The following is a 24,163-nucleotide window of genomic DNA, read 5'->3' on the forward strand; positions in this document are numbered from 1 at the left end:
TAGGGCGCTCCTATCTCAGTAAATCCATCATTAGAATTTGCAAAAATTGCATGCCGATAATTAGGACTAAAATAGATAAGTCCAGTCCGCCTAACGGTGGGATTACTTTACGAATAGGTCTTAGCATCGGCTCTGTTAATTGCTCGAATACGGCGGCAACTGGATTGTAGCCTTGCGCTACCCAACTTAAGATGGCGCGAATAATAAGGATCCAGAACACCAGACTAAATGCTTCTTTTACTACTGTAATTGCACCACCAACCAGCGCACCTAACGCGTCAAAGTAACCACCGAATAACGCCATCAGCGTCGCCATTTTGGCAAAGCCAATAATGAATGCCAGCACCAAAGAGGCAAGATCTAAACCGCCCACACCCGGAATGATTTTTCTCAGCGGGTTCACGGCAAAAGAGGTTGCTTTAACAACCGCTTGGCTTAGCGGGTTATAAAAGTCCGCTTTGACAAGCTGCAACCAGAATCGTAGTAATACGACCATTAAAAATAGATCAAATACGATCCCGACTAAAAATTGCATGGCATTCATTGGTCACCTTTAGATTTCTTTTTCCATTGCTTCAGCGCGCGCGATACATGCATCCATCGCGTCCGCTACGGTTTTTGGTAATTGCTGTGCTTTTAAGTGCTCAACGGCCGCATGGGTTGTGCCACCTTTAGAGGTGACGTTTGCGCGTAGCTGAGCGATGCTAATTTCTGGTTGTGATAATGCCATTTCAGCCGCACCTAGCGCAGTTTGCTGCACAAGCTTTCTCGCTTCCTCAGCATTAAAGCCTAGAGATTTAGCTTTTTCTTCGATGGCTTCCATAAACAAGAAGAAATACGCTGGAGATGAACCCGTTACCGCGATCACGTCGTTGATTTTCGACTCTTCATCAAGCCATAGGGCAATACCGGTGGATGAAAATACTTGCTCTACATAGTCTTTTTCTTCATCGCTGATGTCGACGCCATACAAGCCAGACACGCCGCGTCCGAGCAATGATGGCGTGTTAGGCATACAGCGCACCATTTTTACTGGTTGGCCGAGCATTTCTCTCAGTCGTGCAACGGTAATACCGGCGGCGACAGAGATAAACAGTTTATTACTAATATCAATATCTGCATCTTGAAAGGTCTGACACAGCTCGGCCATCATCTGTGGTTTTACAGACAAGACGATGACGTCGGCAGCAGCGACTGCTTCTAGATTATCTTGTGTTGTTCTTACCGATAATTGCTCTGCGACTTTGGCAAGTTTTTCTGCATTGCGGTTGGTGGCAATAATGGACTGCGCGTCAAAGCCACTTTTGATCATGCCACCGATAATGGCATAGCTCATATTTCCCGTTCCAATAAATGCAATTGTCTTGTTTGACATTGTGTTATTCACCTCACTGTCGTTTGCCAAAAATATCAGTACCAATGCGAACCATGGTGGAACCTGCTGCAATCGCAGTGTCTAAATCGCCACTCATTCCCATCGATAAGGTATCTAGCTGTTGATATTGGTCCTTTAGTCTATCAAAGCAAGCGCGCATTTGCTGGAAATATTGTAATTGCTTTTGTCTGTCATCGGTTTGCTCTGTGATAGTCATCAAGCCACGAAGCTCCAATTGACGACAGTCATTAATAAACTGCGCAAGCGTATCAACCTCATCAGGATGACAACCTGATTTGTTGTCATCACCGCTAATATTGACCTGCACCAGTACCTTGAGTGGCTTTAAGTTTGTTGGTCTTTGCTCATTCAGCCTGCGTGCGATTTTTTCTCTATCCACGCTTTGCACCCAATGGAAGTTTTCGGCGACTAATCTTGATTTATTGGACTGGATTGGACCAATAAAGTGCCATTCAAGCGCTTTGTTCTGTTTAAAATAGGCAACTTTATCAACCGCTTCTTGTACGTAAGATTCACCAAATTGGGTTTGGCCTGCCGCAATAGCAGCCTCAATATCGGCGATAGGTTTGGTTTTAGAAACCGCGAGTAATTGTACTGTTTCGCTGAATTGACAGTTTTGCTTGGCTTTTTCTATCCTGCCGTAGGCGTTATCTAAGCGTTCTGCTATTGTAACCATATAGTACTAGTGCTCATTGTGGAGTTATAAATGGATATTACTGAATTATTAGCTTTTAGTGTTCAACACAAAGCATCTGACTTACACCTTTCTTCAGGTGTTTCCCCTATGATCCGCGTTGACGGGGACGTACGCCGGGTGAATATCCCGCCGTTAGAAGCAAAAGACGTCAGCAGCCTCATCTACGATATTATGAATGATAATCAACGTCGTGACTATGAGCAAAACCTTGAGGTAGATTTCTCGTTCGAAGTGCCAAATCTGGCACGTTTTCGTGTTAACGCGTTTAATTCAAATCGTGGTCCTGCTGCGGTGTTCCGTACCATTCCAAATCAAGTGCTGAGCTTAGATGATTTGGGGGCGCCAGACATTTTTACCAAAATTTCAGATAACCCGCGTGGTTTGGTGTTGGTAACCGGCCCGACAGGTTCAGGTAAATCAACCACGTTGGCTGCCATGGTGGATTATATTAATAACAACAAACACCACCATATTCTAACCATCGAAGACCCGATTGAATTTGTTCACGACAACAAGCAAAGTCTTATCAACCAACGTGAAGTACATAGAGACACGCACAGCTTTAACGCGGCGCTGAGAAGTGCACTCCGTGAAGACCCTGACGTTATTTTGGTCGGTGAATTACGTGATCTTGAGACCATTCGTTTAGCGCTAACTGCCGCAGAAACAGGTCACTTAGTATTTGGTACTTTGCATACTACCTCAGCACCTAAAACCATCGACCGTATTGTGGACGTGTTCCCAGGTGAAGAAAAAGACATGGTGCGCTCTATGTTGTCAGAGTCGCTACAAGCGGTTATTTCACAAACGCTGGTGAAAAAAGTTGGCGGCGGGCGAATAGCTGCGCATGAAATTATGCTCGGGATCCCTGCTATTCGTAATCTTATTCGTGAAGACAAGATTGCACAGATGTATTCTGCCATTCAAACTGGTGGGATGCACGGTATGCAAACTATGGATCAATGCCTTACAAACCTATTAAACCGTGGCTTGATCACACAGCAAGATGCGCGTGCGAAAGCGCATGATAAAAACCAGTTTAATAGCGGCTATTAAGTAGTGGTGTAATGATGAATATAGAACCGTTTTTGCAAACGATGGCCAATCAGCAGGCATCTGACTTATTCGTTTCGGCTGGGCTTGCTGTGAGCGCCAAAATTGATGGAGAGCTAAGAGCGTTAAGTGAAGAAAGATTGGATGCCGCGCAGTCACTGAATCTTGTTACCTCGATTATGAGCGACAAGCAAAAGCAAGAATACTTTGACACTAAAGAGTGTAACTTTGCGATTGCTAACGATATCGGGCGTTTTCGTGTTTCTGCGTTTTGGCAACGAGATTGTGCGGGTATGGTTATTCGCCGTATTGTGACCGCTATTCCAGATGTCAATGAGCTAGGTTTGCCGTCAGTTTTGACTGATGTGATCATGTCCAAACGTGGTTTGGTGTTATTTGTGGGTGGTACGGGCACGGGTAAGTCAACCTCGCTTGCGGCATTACTTGGTTATCGTAATCGTAACCAGCGTGGTCATATTTTAACCATTGAAGACCCCATCGAGTTTGTGCATCAACACCAAAAAAGCATCATTACTCAGCGTGAAGTAGGCATTGATACTGACAGTTTCGAATCTGCCTTAAAAAGCTCATTACGCCAAGCGCCAGATGTTATTTTAATAGGTGAAATTCGTTCGCAAGAAACCATGGAGTATGCACTGAGTTTTGCTGAAACGGGGCATTTATGCGTTGCGACCTTGCACGCCAATAATGCTAACCAAGCTATTGACCGTATCATGCACTTAGTCCCTAAAGAAAAGCACGATAAACTAAAGTACGATTTGGCGCTGAACTTGCGTGCTATTGTGGCGCAACAACTTGTGCCTTCTTCAAAGGGAGAAGGGCGAGAAGCTGCCATTGAAGTGTTACTTAACTCCCCACTCGTTGCTGAGCTTATTAAAAAAGGCGATATTGGCTCAATTAAAGAGGCAATGGCAAAATCGAAAGACATGGGCATGCAAACCTTTGATCAAGCGTTGTTTGAGCTTTATAAGCAGCAGCGGATCAACTATGCAGATGCACTGCATCATGCTGATTCGCCAAACGATTTGCGCCTAATGATCAAGCTGCAAAATAATGAACAAAAAGGTGCGGGCTTCCTACAAGGGGTTACGGTAGATGGCCTAGACTCAAAAAATTAAACATTATACTAAAGTATAATGTTAAAAAATGTGCTCCATCTTGTTTGAATTTCAGATGGAGCGTATTGCAAAATCCCTTCTACCGATTTCCTTTTTGTTAATTTTTTGTTTTTTGCATTTCTGGTGAAATACAATTTAGTTCATCCTTTTTTCTGTCTTTATTTGCAATTTATTTTGCTATTAGTTACTGCCAATTTATTGATTCGCGTAATCTCTCATAAGTTATATTTTATCTAGCTAATGGGGGATTTTAACTTTCTGTTATTTATGTGATTTAGCTGCGTTTTAGCCTTAAATGTTAGGCTAGAAGTAAACCTTTTTTTCTCTCCTGATTATGAAAGAAATATTTCACTGAAAATATCTTTTATTGATTTGTATGCAATTTGTTTATTTGGTTTATGTAATGTTTTTTATGTAAATGTAAAGTTGCGCTGGTGTTTTTTAGGTTGTATATTCTTGCCTGCTTTGCGTTTACGGGGACAGCTTGTGAGCGCTGTCATCTTTGTTGTTTTATAAAAGGACGTTGCTGTGAATAGTATTCATAAGCGGGAGATAGAGGTTTCACCAGTTAACGCATCGGTGTATGCGTGTACATCAAGCGAGTTTTTAGAGCATGCGCTAACATTTCATCAATCAGAGCGCGTAAGTATGCTCATTGTCAGCTTATTTGTGTCGGAAAGTTTAGCTCAGTTAGCAAAAGTCTACTCAGACCTATTACAATCTTCTATAATCAAAGAGGATTACAAAACCTTTTTCAACAACTCATATGATGAGGCTATACACGCTGCAATCAAGCTGTGTCGTCACAAAGCTTATGAAAACAGCCGTAAACCCACCTTAAAAAAAATCGCTTTCCTCGGTGACTATCATTTCTTCCAAAAGTGGCTTCATGCTGGGTTGGGGGGGAGTTGTGAATTTACCACTGGTATCACCTTTTACGACTCCATTGAAGCGCTGTTAAACGCGTCTTTATCTGACGAAGTACATAGCGTGGTAGTTCAAGCTGAACCGGTAACTTCAAGCGATGAAGTTAAAGCTGAAAAACGTCGTCTCAATAAATTAAGAAGTGTTTGTAAAAAGAGCAATATCGCGTTTGGTTTGGACGAATCGCGTATTGAGCTAAAGGCGCAGCTATTGCTGTCCAAGCAAGTTGAACCTGACTTTATTTTATTAGGTGAGTCAGCCGTCGACTATCAAGCGCCATTTGGAGCGCTCATTATGTCGTCAGAAATGTATAAACCTTGGGATGACCCTCAGATGTGTTTTTTGCATTCCTCGACGTTTGGCGGCAATAATTTAATCTTGTCTTTTGCAATTGAGCGCTTAAAAAAAGCCGGAAGGCTATCTGAGGCGTTACGTTATAAACTAGATCAAATTGAGACTGATTTTGAAAGTCGCTTGGCGGCAACGGCTAGGTATATCAACCCTCAGGGCACTAGGTTATATCGTTTACTCGGCTTGGATGTTAACGTTAAATCGGCGAAAAGACTGAGTTTAAAGCTTAATAGTGGTGAGGATATTCTAGACTGTACTGGTAATTATGGGTGCAGTTTACGAGGTCACAACCATGATGCCATCGCGACTCACGTATTGCAGTCGCACAGTCAAGATAAAGATTATTGGGCGTTACTGTGTAAGAAAATATCTGAGCTTACAGGCTTCAATGTGGCACTACCCTCGGTGAGTGGTGCAAGTGCTGTTGATAATGCCATTTTAGCTGCTCGAATGGCTAATCCAGACAAACAATATATTGTTACCTTCAATAAAAACTACAGTGGAAAAACTCTGTTATCGATGAGCTTAAGTCAGTATGCATCCGCTGCGACTTGGGCCGATAGTACCGTATTTGCTCCTTATAGTGATAATGTCATCTATGTTGACCCTCATGCTAGTGATGCCGTTGAGCAGCTGGTAAAAGTATTGAGTAAAGGCAATATCTGTTTGGTTTGGTTTGAGGTCGTACAAGGGTTTGATTGTTTACCGATCCCGCAGGACATTTTAGATATCGTTGACTCCTATCGTGAAACGAGTGGATATCTAGTTGGAACTGACGATGTCCTCGCAGGAGTGTGGCGAACGGGGCGATTTTTGTCCTATCAAGGCAAAATTAACAAGCCAGATATTGTCACCTTGGCTAAATCACTAAGCGATATGTTTTTCCCAATTGGAATGACTCTTTTGAGCCAATCGATTGCGGCATCAGCGCAGCAGAATCAACCAGAGCTCTATAACAAACTCGCATCCCGTTATGTTAACCAACTAGGATCTCATATTGCGTACCAAGGACTTGAGGACTTATCTTCACGCCTAAACGAATCTCAAATCACACAAACTTATGCTCAATTTCGTACGGGATTAGAAACTGCAATCTCTAAGTCGAAGGTATTTTCTGCTGTGAGAGGGGAAGGGGGGCTGATTAAGCTGGTGCTGAATCAAACGTATTTTCCTTCAGCCAAAGCGCGCAAAATGCTGTTTGAGCCAGTGGTTTCTAATATGCTGATCACGCATGCGAACTTACTTATTTTTATGTCTCGACTCAATATGCCGCGAGACATGACTGAGTCTGAAATTGCGGTTGTCACTGAACGCTTGAAGCATGCACTCGAACACCAAATCAGTGTTAAGCGAGTTTGGATTAATACCTTTAAGTTGTTATTTAAACTCTGTTTACCCCTTAAAACGCCAACTGAAAGCAATAAGGCGTTTTATCGCGGCAAGCGCATATTAATTACAGGCGCCACATCTGGAATTGGCTTGAGCTTGGCAATGAAGTTAAGTGAGCTTGGCGCACACTTAGTACTTATTGGACGACGAGAGTTTGATAAGAAAAGCATGAATATGCTGAGAAAAAACACTAAGTGCCTCTTTATTCAGGCTGACATTTGTGACGAAAGTGCACGAAAAGACATTTACGAAAAGACGATGCAGCAATTCCATGGTATTGATATTGTCATTAATAATGCTGGTATGTCACTGAGAAAAAGCGTCCTTTCCATGTCCAGTGTACAAGCCCACGATGCAGACAGAACAGCGCAAGTCAATTACATCGCTGCGGTTGAAATGACCCAACTATTTCTTGCTCAAATGATAGAGCAAGGCGGGGGGCAAATTGTTAATTCTCAGTCTATTGTAACCAACTATCCTTCTCCAATGTTTGCGTGTTATGCGGCAAGTAAACAGGCACTTAAAGCGTATATGGGTACTCTGTCTGTTGAGAATATGGGAAACAATATAAAAGTAACCGATCTCAACCTGCCGCTTGTTGCAACGCCGATGTCGATGGCGACCAACGCTTATGGGAATGATGCATTGCTGTCGGTAGAACAAGTTCTTCCACAAATTTTAGACGGCATACGAAAGCAAAAGAGGACGGTCTATTTTGATAGATCCGCGTCGGTGGCTGATAAGTTGACTTCAATGCTTCCAGAATCCACTGAACGACTCATTGGAACTAAGTATACGGTAGATATGAATCGCCTACTTGGACGCAAAAATCCGCCATTTAAAGAAGCTGTCGAGAAGGTAATTACCAAACTTACTTGTCGCGCTGATCGTTAATTTACCTAGTCTAAGGAAGGTTCTAAATGACGGACTTATCTTTCAGTCACTCAGAGCGAGTGATGAATTCGTGTGCCATACGCGATGATAACCATAGCCTAACATATGCCCAGCTGTGCGATAAGACAGCGCAACTGGTTGCGGTATTGAATAATGCGATTTCAGCATCTCAAGCGGTTGCTATTTGTTTGCCTCGGTCTATGGCATTAGCAGCATCGGTAAATGCTTGTTTTGGTGCTCGCATTCCCTACATTCCCATCGATCCTGATTTGCCTGCTAAACGCGTCGACTATATGTTAGCTCAAAGTCAGCCAGCAGCTATCTTAACGACGCGTCAGATCGCTGAAAATTTAGATTACGATGCAAATTTTATTTATTTGGATAGCTGGCTAACAGATGATTCGCCTCTTTTAATTGCACGCGTGGCAAAGGGAACATGTGGGGCAAACTATTCTACAGACACCGCTTACATTATTTACACATCAGGCTCGACAGGAAAACCTAAAGGGGTCGAGATGACGCATTCCGCGATTGCAAATCTGCTTCAGGTCCAGCAAGAATTGGAACCCGAAATTGGCAAGTCATACCGTACAATTCAATTTACTTCGATTAGTTTTGATGTTGCTGTACAAGAAATATTGACGTGTTTTTATAGCGGCGCAGAGCTTGTGATCACCACAAAGGAAGACGTTCGTGATCCCAAGGCTTTGTTGAGAAAGTTATGTCAGCAGAGTATCGAACGTATTTTCATGCCGTCTCCAGTTCTTCAAGCTCTAGCTGAAGAAGCAAAACTTTGCCCTGAGCTTCGCCCTGTAACTCTGCAGGTGGTGATAGTCGCTGGTGAAAAGCTGCTTATTACATCTGAGATCAGAGCCTTATTTGCAGGTCTCCAAACACGATTGGTGAACCAATATGGCCCGTCAGAAACACATGTTGTGACTCAATACTCATGCTTATCTCCTTTATCGGATGAACAAGATGTCCCCGCGATTGGAGAAGCAATAAATTGTGTTGGCATTTACATTGTCAATGAGCAAGGACAAGTTGTGCCGTACGGTGAAGAAGGGGAAATTTGGGTAACGGGCGTAGCGGTTGCAAAAGGTTATTTACACGACGCTGCAAAAACAGCTGAAGTTTTTGTCCCAAATAAATTCGATAACTTATCGGAGAAACTATACAAGACAGGTGATCTGGCAATTAAAAATGCGCAAGGTGTGATCCATTACCGGGGACGTCGTCAGGGGTTGGTTAAGCTGAACGGCTATCGCATTGAGTTGGCCGAGATAGAGGCTGTCACAGCTGCACTAGCACAAGTGAAATATGCTCAATGTTTTGTACTTTCATCAACGACAGACGAGAGCAAAAAACAACTGGCACTGTTCGTTCAGGTAGAAGATGAAACGCTGAGTAGCGAGGAGGTGAGAAGCGAGCTTAGTGCGCACCTACCCAGTTATATGATCCCTACCCAAATACTTGTCTCAACCACACTGCCTCTGAATATCAACCAAAAAGTTGATCGCGAAAAAATAAAATCCTTATTTTCTACTTCGTCAGCGGCTACTTCCAAATTACCTACAGGTATTAATGAGCAGTTGTTACACCTCTTCCGTGAAATGTTAGGGCAGCCTAACTTCATGATGGCTGATGATTTCTTTCATGCTGGAGGCAGCAGTGTACTTGCGATGCTATTGGTAAGAAATTTAAGAAAACGGCTGAATATTGCAATTGATGTTAATGACTTCTATCGCTTGAAAACGCCAGAGGCATTGATGGCATTATTGAGCGGAAAATAAACAAAAGAGCACAACAAGGAATGGCGTTTCATTTTATTTTTAAAATCGAAATCAGGAATAACAAATGAAAAATAAAGTTGTAATTACTGGAATGGGTGTGTCTACAGGGTTAGGCCATACGGTAGAGCACTGTTGGCAACAACTTGACGCTGGAGTATCAGCGGTCAAGGCAATCGATCGCTTTGATACAACAGGTATGAAAACACATATTGCTGCTTATTATCGAGATAATGGCACCTTTGGAACACCTCGAGGGATTTTAGAGCAGTTGCTAGAGAAAGTAGTCGATGAGGCGATTGCCGCAGACGATGAAGGTTTTGATCGCTGCTACTATAGTTTGCCTAACGGTTTGTATGATATTGAACCGCGTTTCGCCAAGGAAAATGCGGACTCAGGTATTGAAGATCACTTTACGACCTTCTTCTACGAGTCAAATCTTGCGGCGCGAATTGCAGAAAAATATCAGGTTAAAGATTATCCCACTTTGGTTTCTACTGCCTGTGCATCATCGGCTTCAACATTACAAATGGCTTTTAATGCCATTCAGTCTGGGCTTGCAAATCGTATCTTAGTTATCGCTTCTGATTGCTCTGTGTCCAGAGAAACAATCACAAAGTTCTCCAACCTATCAGCGTTATCGACACGTAATGACTCGCCAGAAACTGCATCAAGACCATTTAGCGCGAGTCGCGATGGCTTTGTGATAGGAGAGGGGGCAGGAGCAATAATTCTCGAAAGTGAGGATTACGCGATACAACATGGCCACAATATTTATGCTGAGCTTGCAGGTTGTGCAAGTACCACTGACAACTATCACAGAACGAGAAGTAACCCCAAAGGGCATAAGATCCTAAGTGCAATGAGCAGCGCAGTTAAAGCAGCTGAGCTTGAATTGAAAGACATTACTTTTGTGAATGCGCATGGCACCAGTACTCCTGAAAATGACAAGCTTGAATCGGACACATTGAGCGACCTGTTTCAAGGCATGTCGATACCCGTGACGTCAATAAAGTCAATGACAGGCCATTGCTTGAATGCCTCTGGGATCGTGCAAAATGTCTTTAGTGTGAAAAGTATTATAGAAGATGTTGTCCCACCGACAATTAACTACGACGGTACCTGTGAGCATGACAACATTGTCGTGGTTACGCCTGAATCAGTACGTCAACGCCCTGTAAATCATATTTTGTCAAACTCGTTTGGTTTCGGTGGGCAAAACGTGTCCCTTGTATTTTCAAAATATAAACGTTCATAAATCTCTGCAATAGGAATTTAAGGGACATAACATGCAATATGAAAAACTAATTTCGCCAGTATCTCCACCACCACCTTGTGCACTAGGCGGGGTTGATCTGCTACTCGATACGTGGACGGATTATGTGCTTGAATACGACTACCCTTTGGATGACGCAAAGTTGTTTAGTGCCTTGTCGCAGGCTGTTGAACGCTATCCATATTTTTCTGGCCGTAAGGTCAGTGGGGTAGAGCAAGATCAAAATGTGTATATCGATTGTTTTAAAGGGATCAGCTTCAGCTTTCAACGAGTAGATAAACGTTTTGCTGATGAGGGAGGCATAACAGAGCAAGATTGGCAGATGTATTTGCCTGACAACTCAAAACGCAGAAAGCATAAGTTTTCAGCAACAAGTTTAAAGGTCCCTTTGTTTGCCGTAAAGCAGACAAATTATGATGATCACACCGTATTAGGTCTGAGCGTATGGCATGCGATTGCGGATGGCGGGGCCTTTTTTGATTTTCTTGCGGCTGTTGTTGCAGCCTATCGCGAAGAGGTAGTCGGTTGTTATCAAGCAAAGGATCCGCTACCGAATAATGATGAACACCAAGGCGAGTACCACGATAGCATTCGCCAAGTTTCACTTGCATCAGATGCAAGACAAGGTGAGAGTGCGATCGCCACCGCTGAATTTACTTTTGGCGGTAAAACGCTAGACAACTTGCTGACTTATATTACACCGCATGGCGTCCCACTTTCTGATTATTTATATGCTCTGGCGTGGAAAAGTGCGCATCATGCAATGTTAAGCCGTACATCAAATTCAGAGGTGACTAGCTTATATACGGTATATGACATTCGACAATTTACCGACATTGATAAACCGCTTGGCAACCACCTTTACTATCCAAAGACAGAGTTAACGAGCACTGAGCTTCGTTCTATAACCTCCATTGATATCGCCAAAAAAATACGTACATCGGTATTTTCAATGGTGGAGCATGCGCAAAGGATAGAGCAAGAGTTTGCTTGGCTTGATAAGCACATTACGAACAAAAACTATAAACAGTTTGCGATACGACCCGTTTTTGACGCCATCTACGAACCCGCCATTATGTGTAATAACCTCATGCATATCAGCTATGACATGTTTGATTTTGGTGCGGGAGGACCGGTGAGTTTTGACACACCGAATGAAGAATATATGCGGTTTATCTCAATACTACCAAGTCGTAATCAAACTGATGAAATACGCTTTAGAGTATCGTTATTTGAATCTGAACTTGCTGAGTTTAGCCGTAACTTTAATCAAGAACTTAAGGAGCTCGGCTAATGTATCCGCCAATTTCCTCAAGCGCTTTAAAACAACGAGCAGAGCTTAGTAACTGGAAGAGAGAAACGCTGTGTGATTGGTTACTGGAGTCTTGTGCATTGCATGGCGATCGTCTTGCATTACAAGATGAAGCTCATCGTGTCACCTATTCGCAATTAGCATCAAAGATAACAGCAAATGCCGGCTATTTTGCCGCATTGGGTATTTCAAAAGATGCGCGGGTCACCATAAGGTTACGTAACCGGGTGGAGTTTTTCATCAGCTTTTTTGCATTAATACGTATTGGCGCTATTCCTGTTTTGGCGTTGCCTGCGCACAGTGTAAATGAAGTCAGTGGGGTGATCCAAGATTCGAGTTCTGTTGCTTACATAGGTCATTATGCGGATGAGCCTACAGAACAACTTATTCTTGATTGGCTTGATAAGTCGGAGCAGATCCAAAACATATTTCTTGACTGCATGCCGGCGAAACCGCTAACGAAAACAGCAGTTCATACTTTGTTGCCTCAACCTGAGCAATGCTTTGAAGAGATACTCAAGTGCTGCGAATACAGTGAGCCCGAGGAAGTCGCTTTTATTCTTCTATCGGGTGGGACTACTGGTCGTTCTAAATTAATACCACGAACGCATAGTGACTATATCTATAACATTGAAATGATGTCTGCCCACTGCCACTTAGACGAAACCGTAAGGTATCTGGCTGCGCTCCCTGTTGCACACAATTTTGCCCTAGGATGTCCTGGTGTGTTGGGGGTGCTTGCTAATGGGGGAGCTGCGTATTTGGGAGATGCCAATAATATCTTGTCCCTTATTACGATTGTAGAAAGCAACTCAATCACACATACCGCGTTAGTGCCTTCGCTAGCGGATATGTTTGTTGAATCTAAAAAGCTAGCGGTTAGTGAGTTTTCTTCGTTACGTCAAATTCAAGTTGGGGGGGCGTATTTTGCTCCAGATAAAGCCAAAAGCGTAATTGATGAATTGCAGTGTGAATTACAACAAGTGTTTGGCATGTCTGAAGGTTTGCTTTGCTGTTCTAAGAAAGGTGATTCGTTAGAGCAAATTATTCACTCGCAAGGCTCTCCAGCCAGCCCAGAGGATAAGGTTCGCATCGTATCTTCTAGCTTGCAAGATGTATTACCTGGTGAAGTAGGTGAACTGATCACTAAAGGCCCTTACACCATTCATGGCTACCTCTTTAATGAGCAAGCAAATCACAAAGACTTTACTGCTGACGGTTGGTTTATCACAGGAGATCTCGCAAAAAGAAGAGCGGATGGCTGTATTCAAATTATGGGAAGAGCAAAAGAGCAGATCAATCGTTTTGGCGAGAAATTTTCACCAGCTGATGTGGAAGATGTGCTCCTTGAAGGGAATAAGATAATTCACAGTTGTTTAGTTGCTGTGCCTTGTACTGAACAAGGCGAAAAAACCGTGTTATTTGTCGTGAAGCAGTCAGAGCTCGACGAAAGTAAAGTACGTGCTCGGTTACATGAACACAATCTTCCTGCCTACAAACTGCCGGATGAAATAAAACTAATTAATCAATTACCGCTTACTCCCATAGGTAAAACGGACAAGCATCAACTCATCAAACTCTACGAGGAATAGAGCGTGAATAAAGGATATTTACAATACGAAATAGCTGGTGGCATAGACGCTTCACAGTGGATAAAAGGGATCCGAAAAAGTGGCCTGCAGCAAAAAGAGCTTTTTATTTATGAAGACAATGGCACTTGGCAAGTTGGCTTAGGTTGTGTCTACGAAGTGTCACTTGATGCAAATGGTCAATTGCTCGCTGGTAAACAAGGGGCATTACAGCCGGTTTCGTACCAAGGGTTGTCTACAGGTATTGAAGCGGCATTAGAGCAATGCGGTGTTAAAAATCCAATTTGTTTTGGATTCGCTAACTTTGAGCTTGCCTATTTAACACACGGTATTTCGGTTCAACGACTTGATGAGCCAAGTGAACTACTGCGTATTGTTGTTCCACAAGTGGTACTCACATTGGAAAGAGACAAGCATATTGAGGTGAAGCTGGTCGATGGTCTCGCTCAGACTGAGGTGGATGAATGGTTAGTACAACTAGAGAATGTTGCTGAACATATCAGTGAGCCGACGCTACCAGTTAAATTAGGAATTGAGCTGGAAGACTTACATCGCCATGAGCAGGAGTACAAAGACAGCGTACAGCTTGCGATTGAGAAGATTAAGCAAGGCGCATTTGAAAAAGTGATCCTCTCGCGACGTGTTCGCCTTGCCAATAAAGTCGACATGATAAATACATTTGTAAATGGTCGTCTAAATAACACCCCTGTACGTTCATTTATGTTCGACATCGATGGTTGCTCAGCAGCGGGGTACAGCCCTGAGCTGGTGGTTAAGGTTGATGTAAACAGAAAAGTTTATACCCAACCGTTAGCTGGTACGAGAGCGCTGGGTAACAATGCAGAAGAAACGTGGATGCTGAAACAAGATCTTTTGAGTGACCCAAAAGAAATTGCAGAGCACGCGATGTCAGTGCGCCTATCCGTTGAAGAGCTGGAAGCAGTGTGTGACAAAGAAAGCGTGATTGTTGATCAGTTTATGCATGTGGTCGAGCGCGGTACCGTTCAGCATTTAGCGTCTATGGTAGTTGGCGAGCTGAGTGAAGACAAAAATAAATGGGATGCATTTATTAAGCTGTTTCCTGCCGTGACCGCATCAGGAATAGACAAGTTAAATTCGGTTGATTTTATCCGCGTCACTGAGCCTGAACCACGCAAATTGTACAGTGGCTCCGTGTTTATGGTGAAACAAGATGGTTGTCTTGATGCCGCTTTAGTGTTGCGCTCTATATTCAATCATAACGGCAGCTCTTGGCTGCAAGCTGGTGCTGGGATTGTTAAGAACTCAAGGCCAGAGCGAGAGTTTGTCGAAACATGCGAGAAAATGAGCTGCGTTGCAAACTACGTCACTTTTGAAGAAGAACTAGGATAAAGCACATGTCAGTAGATCGTGGGAACTTAACAATGTTATTTGTCGACACGCTAAAGATTAATGACGCTGACTTGAATAAAAGTTTCAGTGAATCAGGTGGCAATTCTGTTTTGGCTATGAAGTTCATTCTTCGTGCCAAAAAAGAGTCTGGATTAGAGATCCCGATGGAGTGGCTATTTAATAATAAGCCGATTTCACAATTAATAGACGATATTCACGATTTATCGCTCTAAAAAATTATTAACCCCAATATTTTCAAATAAAAAACAAAGGATAGCAAAATGAGCAACTCAATCTCTTATGACGAAGCTTACGAAAAAATCACAGCACTTATTTTAGAGCAATGTGACCTGGAAGATCTAAATATTGAAAAAATAGAGCCGCATCACATTTTAAATGCGGATTTGGGACTAGATAGTGTCGACTTTTTGAATGTTATCTTTGACATCGAAAGTGAGTTTGGAATTTCCATTCCTTCAGAAGAGTGGATGAACCGTGCAAGTGAGCAAGCTCCAAATGCTGAAGATAGCGTATTCCGCCTTAGTAACTTTGTTGAAAGTGTACTAGAGCTGGTTGAAGAGCAAGGAGCTGTTCCTGCATGAACATAGAGTATAACCAGCTTATTGATCGGATTATTGAGCATAACAGCTTGGATGCGATCGTCTGCGAAAGTGAGGTGCCCGAAAGGGCGCCGATCTTTGAAGGGCACTTTCCTGGAAATCCGATTATTCCTGGCGTGATCCTTATCGAAATGATGGCGCAAGCAGGTGGCTATATTCACATGCTAAGCAAAAATTTTGAAGAGATGGCTTATTTAGCGACTGTTCGCTCTGCCAAGTTCAGAAGCTTTGTGACGCCTAATCAAGTGCTAACCATTAGAAGCAAAATAGCACACCATGGAGACGGTTATCTTATTTGTAAAGCTAAAATCTATGATGCAACGGGAGCTGTTGTTGCCGACTCGGAACTGATGTTAAAACTACAACGCTTTGCTAATGAACAAATGCGATCACATATAAAAAATATTGCATTGCAAGCAGGATGGAAAGGACATGATTTATAATGCGTATATCTTAGGTGTTGGAGCATCTTTAGAAAATGAAATATTTAATACATTTTCAGATATTAATATAGATAACGATAGATTAATTGGGTTGGAGCAGATCCAATATTCAAATTATATTAAAAAAAAGCGTGATTTGAATAATATGTCGGAAAGCCAATGCTTATTGGTCGCGGCATCTGGTGAGGCCATTAATACTTCACCATTTTCAACGAAACCAGAGGTACTTGAAAATGCAAACATATATACGGTTTGCTCAATTGGTGAGCGTGATGTAAAGGTTGACGAGCGCACTAAACATGCTTGGACACAAGATGTGTCGACGGTTAACGCCGAAATAGCAAGGTTAAGACCGACTCAGTTGCTAATGGAACTTGCAAACCTATACTCAGCGAACATTTCTATACTATTCAACATTTGCGGCGAAAGTTTGACCTTTATCGGTGAGCAAAGCGGTGCTTCTCAAGCTTTTAAGCATGCAATTGAACACACGTTGACTGCGACTGAGTCGCCAATTTCACTCGTTGGTGGTGTCAGCAATGGCAGTCGAGAGATCATCGCTGAAGCAATCGAGCATTCGGTAAACTCGCTTGCTGAAGGTCGAAAGTTTGCGAAAGCTTCTGCCAGTGCATTGATCTCGACTAGTGAGGCTCATCGTGATATCGCAGTAGCTAAGGTCTCACTTGTAGGATCTTATGATGATGAAGCCGCTTTGCTTGAAAAAATCAATGAGCCGCAGTACGTAAGTTGTTTAGTTACCACAGAGCTTACTACGGATGTTGAAGGCAGTCTTGACTCAATCACTGAAGGAGATGGTACCAAGATTATAAATTTAACTAAGCGCTTTGGGTATCTTGCAGAGGCGTCATTGAGCTTCCAGTTTGCACTTGCCGTTGTGTTATTAAATAAGCAGCCAGAAAAGCACTTCCTTGTTGCTTGTCAAATGATAGATGGTCGCTATCAAACGTATGAAATATCTAAATAAAACTGAGAGATAGAGATATGTTAGTAGGTAAAGAAGCGCTCGAATACTCTTCAAGGAATATACTGAACAATCAGCGTTATCCTTTTTCTCCTTATCCTGAAGGGTGGTATGCCGTGGCAATGGCGGCTGATATCCCGGTTAAGGGCGTAGAGGCAACGAGAGTGTGTGGTGAAGAAGTCGTTGTTTATCGTGCACAAAGCGGTGAGATTAACGTCGTCAATGCTTTTTGCCCCCATCTCGGTGCACACTTGGGCTTTGGAGGCATTGTACAAGGAGAGTCTATTCGCTGTCCTTTTCATGGCTGGAGGTTTGATTGCTCCGGCAGCTGTGATGATGTCCCTGAAATGCAAAAACCCATAAAAGTTAAGATTGGTACTTTTCCCAGTAAAATTGTCAACGGAATGGTGATGGTTTGGTGGTCACCGGAGCGAGACAAAAAGCGCCAGCCAAGTTGGGATATTGAGCCGGTTGACTTAACGGGGTGGACTGAGCCTGTGTTGCATGAAGAGTGTATTTGGATATTGAATACCCATGTGCAAGAAATTGCTGAAAATGGGGTAGATATTGCACATTTCAGCGTGGTACACGGGGCAAATAAGGTCGGTGAAATCGAGTCGGTTGAATATGATGGTGCGGTCGCTACTTGGCAGTCGATAAGCCAAATTTCTACTCAAACTGGCGATGTTGACTCTGTTACACGCGTCCGTTTATTTGGCTTAGGATTGCAGCAAGTTCATGCACTATCAGCGAACAAATTTCCGTCTGCGAGAACCTTTCTACATTCTACCCCAATAGATGAACACTCTATTTGTATTCGTTTGGCGGTTTCGATTCAAAAAACCGGTAAAGAAAATCGCGACTCGCAAATGCTTAGCTTTTTAATCCCAAAACTTGCGGCTGAATTGGCTAAAGATTTTGATATTTGGGAGCGAAAAAAATATCTAGTAAACCCGCCAATAAGTAGAGTTGATGGTCCAATCCGACAATTTAGAAAGTGGGCAACACAATTCTATATTGAGTCACCAACTTCTGATTGATATCAGTTTTAGGGGGGACGGCAGTATTGTGTTTTTACGATATCAATGAAAACCCATTGATATTGACTAAGTCTCCCAATACAGAATTACAATTTTTGAATAGGGAACCTTTCTATGTATCTTTCTACAGAGGTTGAAAAAGTCGCGAGTAAATTCAGTGCGCCACCGTTTGATTTTGATGGTTGCTTTATTCATGACTATGACGGAGAGGCATATTTTAAGTTTATTCTGATTAATGCGTTTTCTATCGCTTTACCGAGTGGTGAAAAGTTTTTCATTGATAGCTTAAAAAAAAGCCTATCTAGTATTGAAGATCCAGAGACTAAAAGTGCAGTGCGTATCTTCATGATGCAAGAAGCGGTGCACAGCAAGTATCACAGCATTTATAACAAAACATGTTGTAGGGAAAACGGCTACTCGCTGGCCCGCTTAGAAGCGCCATTTTTATTTAATAGCGCTTATGTAGCAAACAATAATAGTGACCAATATTGCTTAGCCTTAACGGTGTGTTTAGAGCATTTGACTGCTGTGGCGAGTGAAGCTTTGCTGACCCATGATTGGCTAGATATTTGTGCACCATCAGTCGCAGAATTTTGGAAATGGCATGCCTTAGAAGAAATTGATCACCGCTCGGTTGCCTATGATCTGTATATGACTACGTATAAAGATAAGGCATTTTTAAATCAAGTGATGAGTGAGGTTTATCTAAAATTTGCACGCTTTTTGGAAAAAACCATGCACACAATGGCAAGTAGTGATGGTAAAAGCGCCAAAGCACTAAAAGTTTGGCTTCGAGAGTCTGATTTTATGGTAGGGCAACAAGGGGTGATCCCCTATTTTATGCAATTAATTGAGCGCTTCTATGAAGCTGACTTTCATCCAGATACACATTTTGACTTATCAATTTTAGCGTCTTTATAGTGAAATCGCCTCGCCGAGTTGGCGAGGCAATTAAAACTAGCCAAAAAGCTTATAAGCCATGCCAATTACAGCCACTGCAGTGGCGAATAACACGACGTAAGACATCTTCTTCGCTGAATCAAGTTCTTCACCATAGCCCATATCGTTGATCATGTGCTTGATACCAGCAAAAACATGGTAGATAAAGGCAGTGAAAACTCCTAAGGTGATCAGCTTAACAAACCAGTGGTCAAGCGCTGATACAACGGTATTAAAACCCGCTTCTGAAGCTAAGCTCAGATAGAAAGCGTATAGCACAAGAGGGAAAGAAAGAAAAAATAGTACACCTGTTACCCTATGTGCAAAAGACACATAAGCCGTGATCGGCACTTTCACTTTATGAAGACTAATAAAGACCGGTCGTTTCTTACTTTTATTCATACTAACTTCCGTTTACGATAGACATTTTGTTTACGCATTTTACGAAAAATGCAACATTGACACAAGTTATAAATATATTCAGATTTGCTACCGGACTCTATTAAATTTTTATTATTTATATACTTATCGTGCGCGCTGAGTCATGTGTAAGGTGGGGGACTCTAGCGCCAAAAACAAAGCTTTTAGCATTCGCTCAGAGATATCACTCCCACATTGCTTCAAAGTAGCTTTCAAGAATGATACAAGCAGACATGCCATCTACCTTACCTTTTGCAAGGTTCTTATAGCCACCTTGTTCAAATAAGCGTGCCCTGGCGTCTGCTGTCGTCAAGCGCTCGTCTTGCGTTTCTACCGGCAACCGGAAGTGGTTATGCAGGCGGTTGGCAAACTTTTTTGCCCTGAATGTTAAATCTTGATTAGTACCATCCATATTCAGTGGTAAGCCAACTACTAATAAATCAGGTTGCCATTCGTTAATAAATACCGCAATGTCATCCCAATTTGGGATGCCATCGTTTGCCTTAACGGCACCCAAACTTGATGCGGTTGCGGTGATTTCTTGGCCGATGGCCAAGCCGATACTTTTAGTGCCAAAGTCAAAACCGATGACGCTACGTTTACCTTTTGGTACTTTTTCTTTTTTGTTTTCCATGAATACTTCGTTTATTAACCTAAGCTCAAAATGGCAGGTTAGTTAAGCATGGCCTGCTTGTGAGCTTAATTGTGCAACGTCGATACCAAGCATTTGCACTGCTTTTTCCCAACGTTTTTCGGGTGGTGTATTAAATATGATTTCGGGGTCAGCCTCGACAACCAACCAAGTGTTGTCTTTGAGTTCTTCCTCAAGTTGGCCGCTAACCCAGCCTGCATATCCCAAGGTAATGATAAACCCTTCAGGAGAGTGTGCCGATGTTAAAGAGGCTAAGACGTCTTTGGAAGTGGTGATCATAATTTCAGAGCTAAGTTCTTGGCTTGAGGCGTAACCAAACTTTGGCGTGTGTAATACAAAGCCTCTATCGGTGTGAACCGGCCCGCCAGCGTAGATATTTACCTTAGCCGCATGACTAGACTTATCATTATCTATATCAATTTGATCAAGCAATTCGCCCACGGTGATATCGATAGGGTGGTTTACCACCAACCCCATCGCGCCATCTTCGCTGTGTTCACAAAGATAGGTTACCGTATGATTGAAAAAAGGGTCGTCCATGCTGGGCATTGCCACTAAAAAGTGATTAGCGAGTGATTTCATAACCAGACCCCCTTAATGGTTAGTTTTTAGTATGGTCGAGTTTTCGCTCGATCGCATCATAAAACTTATCCATAATTGAAATGTCATATGCTGCTTCAATTTCTTTCACACAAGTTGGTGCGGTGACGTTGATCTCGGTGAGCTTATCGCCAATGATATCTAGGCCAACGAATATCAGACCCTTTGCCTTTAACGTTGGGGCAATGGCTTCGGCAATTTTCCGGTCCGATTCGCTAATAGGTCTTGCTTCACCACGGCCGCCTGCCGCGAGATTACCACGAGTTTCACCGCCTTGTGGAATGCGAGCTAAGCAGTATGGCATCACTTCACCGTCTACCACTAACACGCGCTTATCACCGTCTTTAATGGCTGGAATATAGTTTTGCGCCATAGCATAGCGAGAACCATGCTCGGTAAGCGTTTCGCAGATCACACCAATATTTGCGTCATCTTGTTTTACTCTAAAAATAGACGCGCCGCCCATCCCATCTAAAGGCTTGAGAATGATATCGCCATGTTTAGCTAAAAACTCGCGAATTTGTGATTGATTACGTGTAACCAAAGTATCTGGAGTATGTTCGCTAAACCACGCTGTAAATAGCTTTTCATTGGCGTCGCGCAGGCTTTGTGGTTTATTTACCACCAGCGAACCCGCAAGTTCGGCGCGCTCAAGAATATAAGTGGCGTAAATATATTCGGTATCAAAAGGCGGATCTTTACGCATTAAAATAACGTCAAGGTCGCCTAAATCGATTTCTTGTTTCTCAGCTAGTTCATACCAATGGGAAGTATCGTCAAATACCTGCGCTTTTGCTGCGGTCGCTTTGGCAACGCCTTGGTACAAGAAAAGGTCATTCATTTCCATGTAATACAATTCATAGCCGCGCTGCTGTGCCGCCAGCATCATGGCAAACCCGGTGTCTTTTTTAATGTTAAAGCCACTGATTGGATCGGAAATGATCCCTAATTTAATCGTCATAGACGCTCCCATTGCGCTTGCTGAGTTTACCCATGATATGGGGGTTGCTCGGTGTATTTAAAGTGCTAAATCGCCAAATTGCAGCTGTAGTGCGCTCAGTACCGTTAGCGCTGCGGTTTCTGTACGAAGTACACGTGGGCCTAAACGGACATCAACAAACCGCTGTTGAGCAGTGGCGTCTAGCTCTTCATCGGTAAAACCGCCTTCTGGTCCTACTAAAAAGCGGATCCCAGACTGAGTATACGGCAGTGTTTTTATTGAATGTTCTGCACGAGGATGTAGCGTAATTTTTAGCTCGTCGCTTTGCTGTGCAAGCCACTCAGACAACTCCATCGGCGGGTGAATTACGGTGATGGTATTGCGCCCGGATTGCTCGGCTGCGGCAATTGCAATCTTTTGCCATTGCTGGTGTTTTTTTGCTAGACGCTCACCACTTAATTTAACGCCACAGCGTGTGGTAAACAAAGGAGTAATTTCGCTCACACCCAGCTCTACCGACTTTTGAATAGTGAAGTCCATTTTATCGCCGCGAGAGATCCCTTGTCCAAGGTGTATGGCAAGTGGAGATTCTACATTTTTGTCTTCAAATGACTCAGGCACAGCAACGACTTTCTTTTTCCCAACTTCACTTAATTGACATAGGTATTCGCCGCCTTGCCCGTTGAACAGGCTGACTTTATCTTTGGTTGTCATTCTAAGTACTCGGCCTATGTGCCCAGCAGCGTCGTCATCTAAAGTAACTGGCACACCAATGGCCAAAGGTGAGTTGTGATAAATGTGTGGAATACGCATAATTCGATTATTCAGTTGCTGTTTTGTGGCAATGGTAAGCGCTTGTGCGCGGTTAGTCTATAGGCTCTATTATCCCAGCACTTTAGCTTTACCACATAGTAACCCGGTGAGCTTGGCAAGCATCAAGTCAGGGTCGGGCAGGCCTGCGGTATCAGGATGGCAGGATAAGTGATTGATAGTCGCTTGTGAATGTAGTTTAGTAACTTGAAAACCTTGCAAAGATTGTTCAATTAAAAACCGGAGTGGATGAAGGGAATCAAAAATGAAGCGCTGCTCCTCGGTGGCTAAATGGTAGTCAAGAGAATAGAGCAGCACGGCATGAATGTTATGGTGACGATGCAAATAGCTCGCAAGTTCAGAAACGCTGATTTCATTGCTAAAGTCGCAATAGCAATAGTCTTTTATTTGTTCTTTAAACATCATCTTGAGCATTTGCTTAGTATTGTCACCTGCGATAACTATGTTGCTGGCATGGTTAGCGCGCACATTTTGCAAATGTTCGACGAGTTCTTGGCTAAAATCCCAATTACTATCGACCAGTAAAAATCCATCACTTAAAACATTCATGCAGTATTGCGTTACACCGAAAACAAGTTAATAAGTAAATAGCCTATGGAGCAGAAAACCGCAAACTCCAAGCACGCTATGCCAACGTTATCTTGGTGGTCTACCTCTAGACCAATATTGACCTTAGGTAAGGATAAGTGCAGTAACACGTAACTGCCGATGTAAAGGAAAAGCCACATTACACCGCAATGCATGACAACTGAAAACAAGTTTTCTACCACTTTTGCTCCATGGTAGGGAGCGCTGTGCAGTCCCGCATACATGGCTAAGGAGAGACCGATAGATTTACCCGCATAACGAATACCGATAGAAGTGTTTCTGAGATTAAAATTTTGCTGCAATGAAGCGCCTTGATTAAGCTTGGCAAAACGACTTTCTCTGATTTTACTATCTAACGCGAAAAGCAGTTGCAATAGCATAAAGCCGAGGGCCACGACTAATAAATCACTCCAGCCTTTCGGATGCACCCAATGATATAAGCCGAGTACCAAAATGGTATTACCAAGTAACATGCCTGAGTCCACCATAGCAGCGCAGATATTTTGTTTTAAAATCGCTTCTTCTTCGTCAAACTGGTACAAAATCCATTTGCGATGTATCCATTGGCCAAAGTATACAAAGGCAATGATCAACCCAATATGCAAGGCAACTTGCAGAGGGTGTGTTTGTGCTCTCACCACGCCTAAATCATTAAATAAGTAAGCAACACAAATACACAGCATCGTCACTTGACTGGCATAGCTGATCCCAAGTGCAAAGTTGTCACGTTGTGCGAGCTCATCATCAAGTAGATGATTGGCGCTACGTTGGATCATTAAGCGTAGCGATATCGTTAAACCGCAGACAATGGCAAAGCAAATCAAAATCGCTAAAAAGTTGATATTGTTTAAAGACAAGTAACTCATACTCGGTGTAAGGTTGTGTTTTAGATAGAGTTACTATAACACTGCTCACAAAGAGAGCCAG

The 24,163-nt window shown here is 42.9% G+C and carries 24 protein-coding genes; 14 read left to right on the forward strand and 10 right to left on the reverse strand.

Features of this window, described 5'->3' with window-relative positions; translation table 11 throughout:
• Positions 1-10: 10 nt before the first annotated feature.
• From CWC29_RS01770 to CWC29_RS01780, 3 genes are read right to left on the reverse strand one after another with little or no spacing between them, the layout of a single operon-like run.
• Positions 11-544, reverse strand: a complete 534-nt coding sequence (locus CWC29_RS01770; RefSeq protein WP_128728630.1) for a YggT family protein — start codon at positions 542-544, stop codon at positions 11-13.
• A gap of 9 nt (positions 545-553) precedes the next feature.
• Positions 554-1,375, reverse strand: coding sequence for a pyrroline-5-carboxylate reductase (gene proC, locus CWC29_RS01775; protein ID WP_138522106.1), 822 nt, complete (start codon positions 1,373-1,375; stop codon positions 554-556).
• Between the two features lie 13 nt (positions 1,376-1,388).
• The gene (locus CWC29_RS01780; protein WP_128728628.1) at positions 1,389-2,072 is read right to left on the reverse strand and encodes a YggS family pyridoxal phosphate-dependent enzyme; all 684 of its coding nucleotides are present in this window, start codon (positions 2,070-2,072) and stop codon (positions 1,389-1,391) included.
• A gap of 30 nt (positions 2,073-2,102) precedes the next feature.
• Between CWC29_RS01780 and CWC29_RS01785 the strand changes: the two genes are divergently transcribed.
• From CWC29_RS01785 to CWC29_RS01850, 14 genes are all read left to right on the forward strand, one after another.
• On the forward strand, positions 2,103-3,149 hold the full coding sequence (locus CWC29_RS01785) for a type IV pilus twitching motility protein PilT (protein ID WP_128728627.1): 1,047 nt from the start codon (positions 2,103-2,105) through the stop codon (positions 3,147-3,149).
• Positions 3,150-3,163: 14 nt separating this feature from the next.
• The gene (locus tag CWC29_RS01790; RefSeq protein ID WP_128728911.1) at positions 3,164-4,285 is read left to right on the forward strand and encodes a PilT/PilU family type 4a pilus ATPase; all 1,122 of its coding nucleotides are present in this window, start codon (positions 3,164-3,166) and stop codon (positions 4,283-4,285) included.
• 528 nt (positions 4,286-4,813) lie between these two features.
• A complete protein-coding gene (locus CWC29_RS01795) occupies positions 4,814-7,843 on the forward strand; it encodes an SDR family NAD(P)-dependent oxidoreductase (RefSeq protein ID WP_138522105.1) in 3,030 nt (1,009 codons plus the stop codon).
• A gap of 26 nt (positions 7,844-7,869) precedes the next feature.
• The gene (locus CWC29_RS01800) at positions 7,870-9,636 is read left to right on the forward strand and encodes a non-ribosomal peptide synthetase (RefSeq protein ID WP_138522103.1); all 1,767 of its coding nucleotides are present in this window, start codon (positions 7,870-7,872) and stop codon (positions 9,634-9,636) included.
• 64 nt (positions 9,637-9,700) lie between these two features.
• Positions 9,701-10,891, forward strand: a complete 1,191-nt coding sequence (locus tag CWC29_RS01805) for a beta-ketoacyl-[acyl-carrier-protein] synthase family protein (RefSeq protein ID WP_138522101.1) — start codon at positions 9,701-9,703, stop codon at positions 10,889-10,891.
• A 31-nt stretch (positions 10,892-10,922) separates the two neighbouring features.
• Complete coding sequence (locus CWC29_RS01810) at positions 10,923-12,203, forward strand: acyltransferase (protein WP_138522099.1); 1,281 nt, start codon at positions 10,923-10,925, stop codon at positions 12,201-12,203.
• Positions 12,203-13,813 (forward strand): AMP-binding protein, encoded by a 1,611-nt coding sequence (locus CWC29_RS01815; RefSeq protein ID WP_138522097.1) that lies wholly within the window; start codon positions 12,203-12,205, stop codon positions 13,811-13,813. The genes CWC29_RS01810 and CWC29_RS01815 overlap by 1 nt, the downstream gene beginning before the upstream one ends.
• Before the next feature lie 3 nt (positions 13,814-13,816).
• A complete protein-coding gene (locus CWC29_RS01820; protein WP_138522095.1) occupies positions 13,817-15,181 on the forward strand; it encodes a salicylate synthase in 1,365 nt (454 codons plus the stop codon).
• Between the two features lie 5 nt (positions 15,182-15,186).
• The gene (locus CWC29_RS01825) at positions 15,187-15,414 is read left to right on the forward strand and encodes an acyl carrier protein (protein ID WP_138522093.1); all 228 of its coding nucleotides are present in this window, start codon (positions 15,187-15,189) and stop codon (positions 15,412-15,414) included.
• A gap of 48 nt (positions 15,415-15,462) precedes the next feature.
• Positions 15,463-15,783, forward strand: coding sequence for a phosphopantetheine-binding protein (locus tag CWC29_RS01830; RefSeq protein WP_128728619.1), 321 nt, complete (start codon positions 15,463-15,465; stop codon positions 15,781-15,783).
• The gene (locus CWC29_RS01835; protein WP_138522091.1) at positions 15,780-16,244 is read left to right on the forward strand and encodes a 3-hydroxyacyl-ACP dehydratase FabZ family protein; all 465 of its coding nucleotides are present in this window, start codon (positions 15,780-15,782) and stop codon (positions 16,242-16,244) included. The genes CWC29_RS01830 and CWC29_RS01835 overlap by 4 nt, the downstream gene beginning before the upstream one ends.
• Positions 16,234-17,229: a beta-ketoacyl synthase N-terminal-like domain-containing protein gene (locus CWC29_RS01840; protein ID WP_138522089.1), complete on the forward strand. Its 996-nt coding sequence runs from the start codon at positions 16,234-16,236 to the stop codon at positions 17,227-17,229. The genes CWC29_RS01835 and CWC29_RS01840 overlap by 11 nt, the downstream gene beginning before the upstream one ends.
• A gap of 17 nt (positions 17,230-17,246) precedes the next feature.
• Positions 17,247-18,266: a Rieske 2Fe-2S domain-containing protein gene (locus tag CWC29_RS01845; RefSeq protein WP_128728616.1), complete on the forward strand. Its 1,020-nt coding sequence runs from the start codon at positions 17,247-17,249 to the stop codon at positions 18,264-18,266.
• Positions 18,267-18,380: 114 nt separating this feature from the next.
• Positions 18,381-19,187, forward strand: coding sequence for a metal-dependent hydrolase (locus CWC29_RS01850; RefSeq protein WP_128728615.1), 807 nt, complete (start codon positions 18,381-18,383; stop codon positions 19,185-19,187).
• Positions 19,188-19,223: 36 nt separating this feature from the next.
• Here the strand turns inward: CWC29_RS01850 and sdhC are convergent, their stop codons facing one another.
• The 7 genes from sdhC to CWC29_RS01885 form a co-directional block, all read right to left on the reverse strand.
• On the reverse strand, positions 19,224-19,607 hold the full coding sequence (gene sdhC / locus CWC29_RS01855) for a succinate dehydrogenase, cytochrome b556 subunit (protein ID WP_128728614.1): 384 nt from the start codon (positions 19,605-19,607) through the stop codon (positions 19,224-19,226).
• 202 nt (positions 19,608-19,809) lie between these two features.
• Complete coding sequence (gene ruvX, locus CWC29_RS01860; protein WP_017217006.1) at positions 19,810-20,259, reverse strand: Holliday junction resolvase RuvX; 450 nt, start codon at positions 20,257-20,259, stop codon at positions 19,810-19,812.
• Positions 20,260-20,301: 42 nt separating this feature from the next.
• Complete coding sequence (locus tag CWC29_RS01865; protein ID WP_128728613.1) at positions 20,302-20,859, reverse strand: YqgE/AlgH family protein; 558 nt, start codon at positions 20,857-20,859, stop codon at positions 20,302-20,304.
• A 19-nt stretch (positions 20,860-20,878) separates the two neighbouring features.
• A complete protein-coding gene (gene gshB / locus CWC29_RS01870) occupies positions 20,879-21,838 on the reverse strand; it encodes a glutathione synthase (protein WP_010379037.1) in 960 nt (319 codons plus the stop codon).
• 57 nt (positions 21,839-21,895) lie between these two features.
• Positions 21,896-22,630 carry a 16S rRNA (uracil(1498)-N(3))-methyltransferase gene (gene rsmE, locus CWC29_RS01875; RefSeq protein WP_138522087.1) on the reverse strand — a complete coding sequence of 245 codons (735 nt, stop codon included), beginning with the start codon at positions 22,628-22,630 and terminating at the stop codon, positions 21,896-21,898.
• A gap of 69 nt (positions 22,631-22,699) precedes the next feature.
• Positions 22,700-23,197 carry a hypothetical protein gene (locus CWC29_RS01880; protein WP_128728611.1) on the reverse strand — a complete coding sequence of 166 codons (498 nt, stop codon included), beginning with the start codon at positions 23,195-23,197 and terminating at the stop codon, positions 22,700-22,702.
• Between the two features lie 11 nt (positions 23,198-23,208).
• On the reverse strand, positions 23,209-24,102 hold the full coding sequence (locus CWC29_RS01885) for a DUF350 domain-containing protein (protein ID WP_128728610.1): 894 nt from the start codon (positions 24,100-24,102) through the stop codon (positions 23,209-23,211).
• Between the last annotated feature and the right edge of the window lie 61 nt (positions 24,103-24,163).

It is taken from the genome of Pseudoalteromonas galatheae (assembly GCF_005886105.2).
GTDB lineage: Bacteria > Pseudomonadota > Gammaproteobacteria > Enterobacterales > Alteromonadaceae > Pseudoalteromonas > Pseudoalteromonas galatheae.

Coding starts and splice junctions, on each gene's coding strand:
- CWC29_RS01770 (WP_128728630.1), bottom strand. CDS start 544: ATGAATGCCATGCAATTTTTAGTCGGGATCGTATTTGATCTATTTTTA.
- proC (WP_138522106.1), bottom strand. CDS start 1,375: ATGTCAAACAAGACAATTGCATTTATTGGAACGGGAAATATGAGCTAT.
- CWC29_RS01780 (WP_128728628.1), bottom strand. CDS start 2,072: ATGGTTACAATAGCAGAACGCTTAGATAACGCCTACGGCAGGATAGAA.
- CWC29_RS01785 (WP_128728627.1), top strand. CDS start 2,103: ATGGATATTACTGAATTATTAGCTTTTAGTGTTCAACACAAAGCATCT.
- CWC29_RS01790 (WP_128728911.1), top strand. CDS start 3,164: ATGAATATAGAACCGTTTTTGCAAACGATGGCCAATCAGCAGGCATCT.
- CWC29_RS01800 (WP_138522103.1), top strand. CDS start 7,870: ATGACGGACTTATCTTTCAGTCACTCAGAGCGAGTGATGAATTCGTGT.
- CWC29_RS01805 (WP_138522101.1), top strand. CDS start 9,701: ATGAAAAATAAAGTTGTAATTACTGGAATGGGTGTGTCTACAGGGTTA.
- CWC29_RS01810 (WP_138522099.1), top strand. CDS start 10,923: ATGCAATATGAAAAACTAATTTCGCCAGTATCTCCACCACCACCTTGT.
- CWC29_RS01815 (WP_138522097.1), top strand. CDS start 12,203: ATGTATCCGCCAATTTCCTCAAGCGCTTTAAAACAACGAGCAGAGCTT.
- CWC29_RS01825 (WP_138522093.1), top strand. CDS start 15,187: ATGTCAGTAGATCGTGGGAACTTAACAATGTTATTTGTCGACACGCTA.
- CWC29_RS01830 (WP_128728619.1), top strand. CDS start 15,463: ATGAGCAACTCAATCTCTTATGACGAAGCTTACGAAAAAATCACAGCA.
- CWC29_RS01835 (WP_138522091.1), top strand. CDS start 15,780: ATGAACATAGAGTATAACCAGCTTATTGATCGGATTATTGAGCATAAC.
- CWC29_RS01840 (WP_138522089.1), top strand. CDS start 16,234: ATGATTTATAATGCGTATATCTTAGGTGTTGGAGCATCTTTAGAAAAT.
- CWC29_RS01845 (WP_128728616.1), top strand. CDS start 17,247: ATGTTAGTAGGTAAAGAAGCGCTCGAATACTCTTCAAGGAATATACTG.
- CWC29_RS01850 (WP_128728615.1), top strand. CDS start 18,381: ATGTATCTTTCTACAGAGGTTGAAAAAGTCGCGAGTAAATTCAGTGCG.
- sdhC (WP_128728614.1), bottom strand. CDS start 19,607: ATGAATAAAAGTAAGAAACGACCGGTCTTTATTAGTCTTCATAAAGTG.
- ruvX (WP_017217006.1), bottom strand. CDS start 20,259: ATGGAAAACAAAAAAGAAAAAGTACCAAAAGGTAAACGTAGCGTCATC.
- CWC29_RS01865 (WP_128728613.1), bottom strand. CDS start 20,859: ATGAAATCACTCGCTAATCACTTTTTAGTGGCAATGCCCAGCATGGAC.
- gshB (WP_010379037.1), bottom strand. CDS start 21,838: ATGACGATTAAATTAGGGATCATTTCCGATCCAATCAGTGGCTTTAAC.
- rsmE (WP_138522087.1), bottom strand. CDS start 22,630: ATGCGTATTCCACACATTTATCACAACTCACCTTTGGCCATTGGTGTG.
- CWC29_RS01880 (WP_128728611.1), bottom strand. CDS start 23,197: ATGAATGTTTTAAGTGATGGATTTTTACTGGTCGATAGTAATTGGGAT.
- CWC29_RS01885 (WP_128728610.1), bottom strand. CDS start 24,102: ATGAGTTACTTGTCTTTAAACAATATCAACTTTTTAGCGATTTTGATT.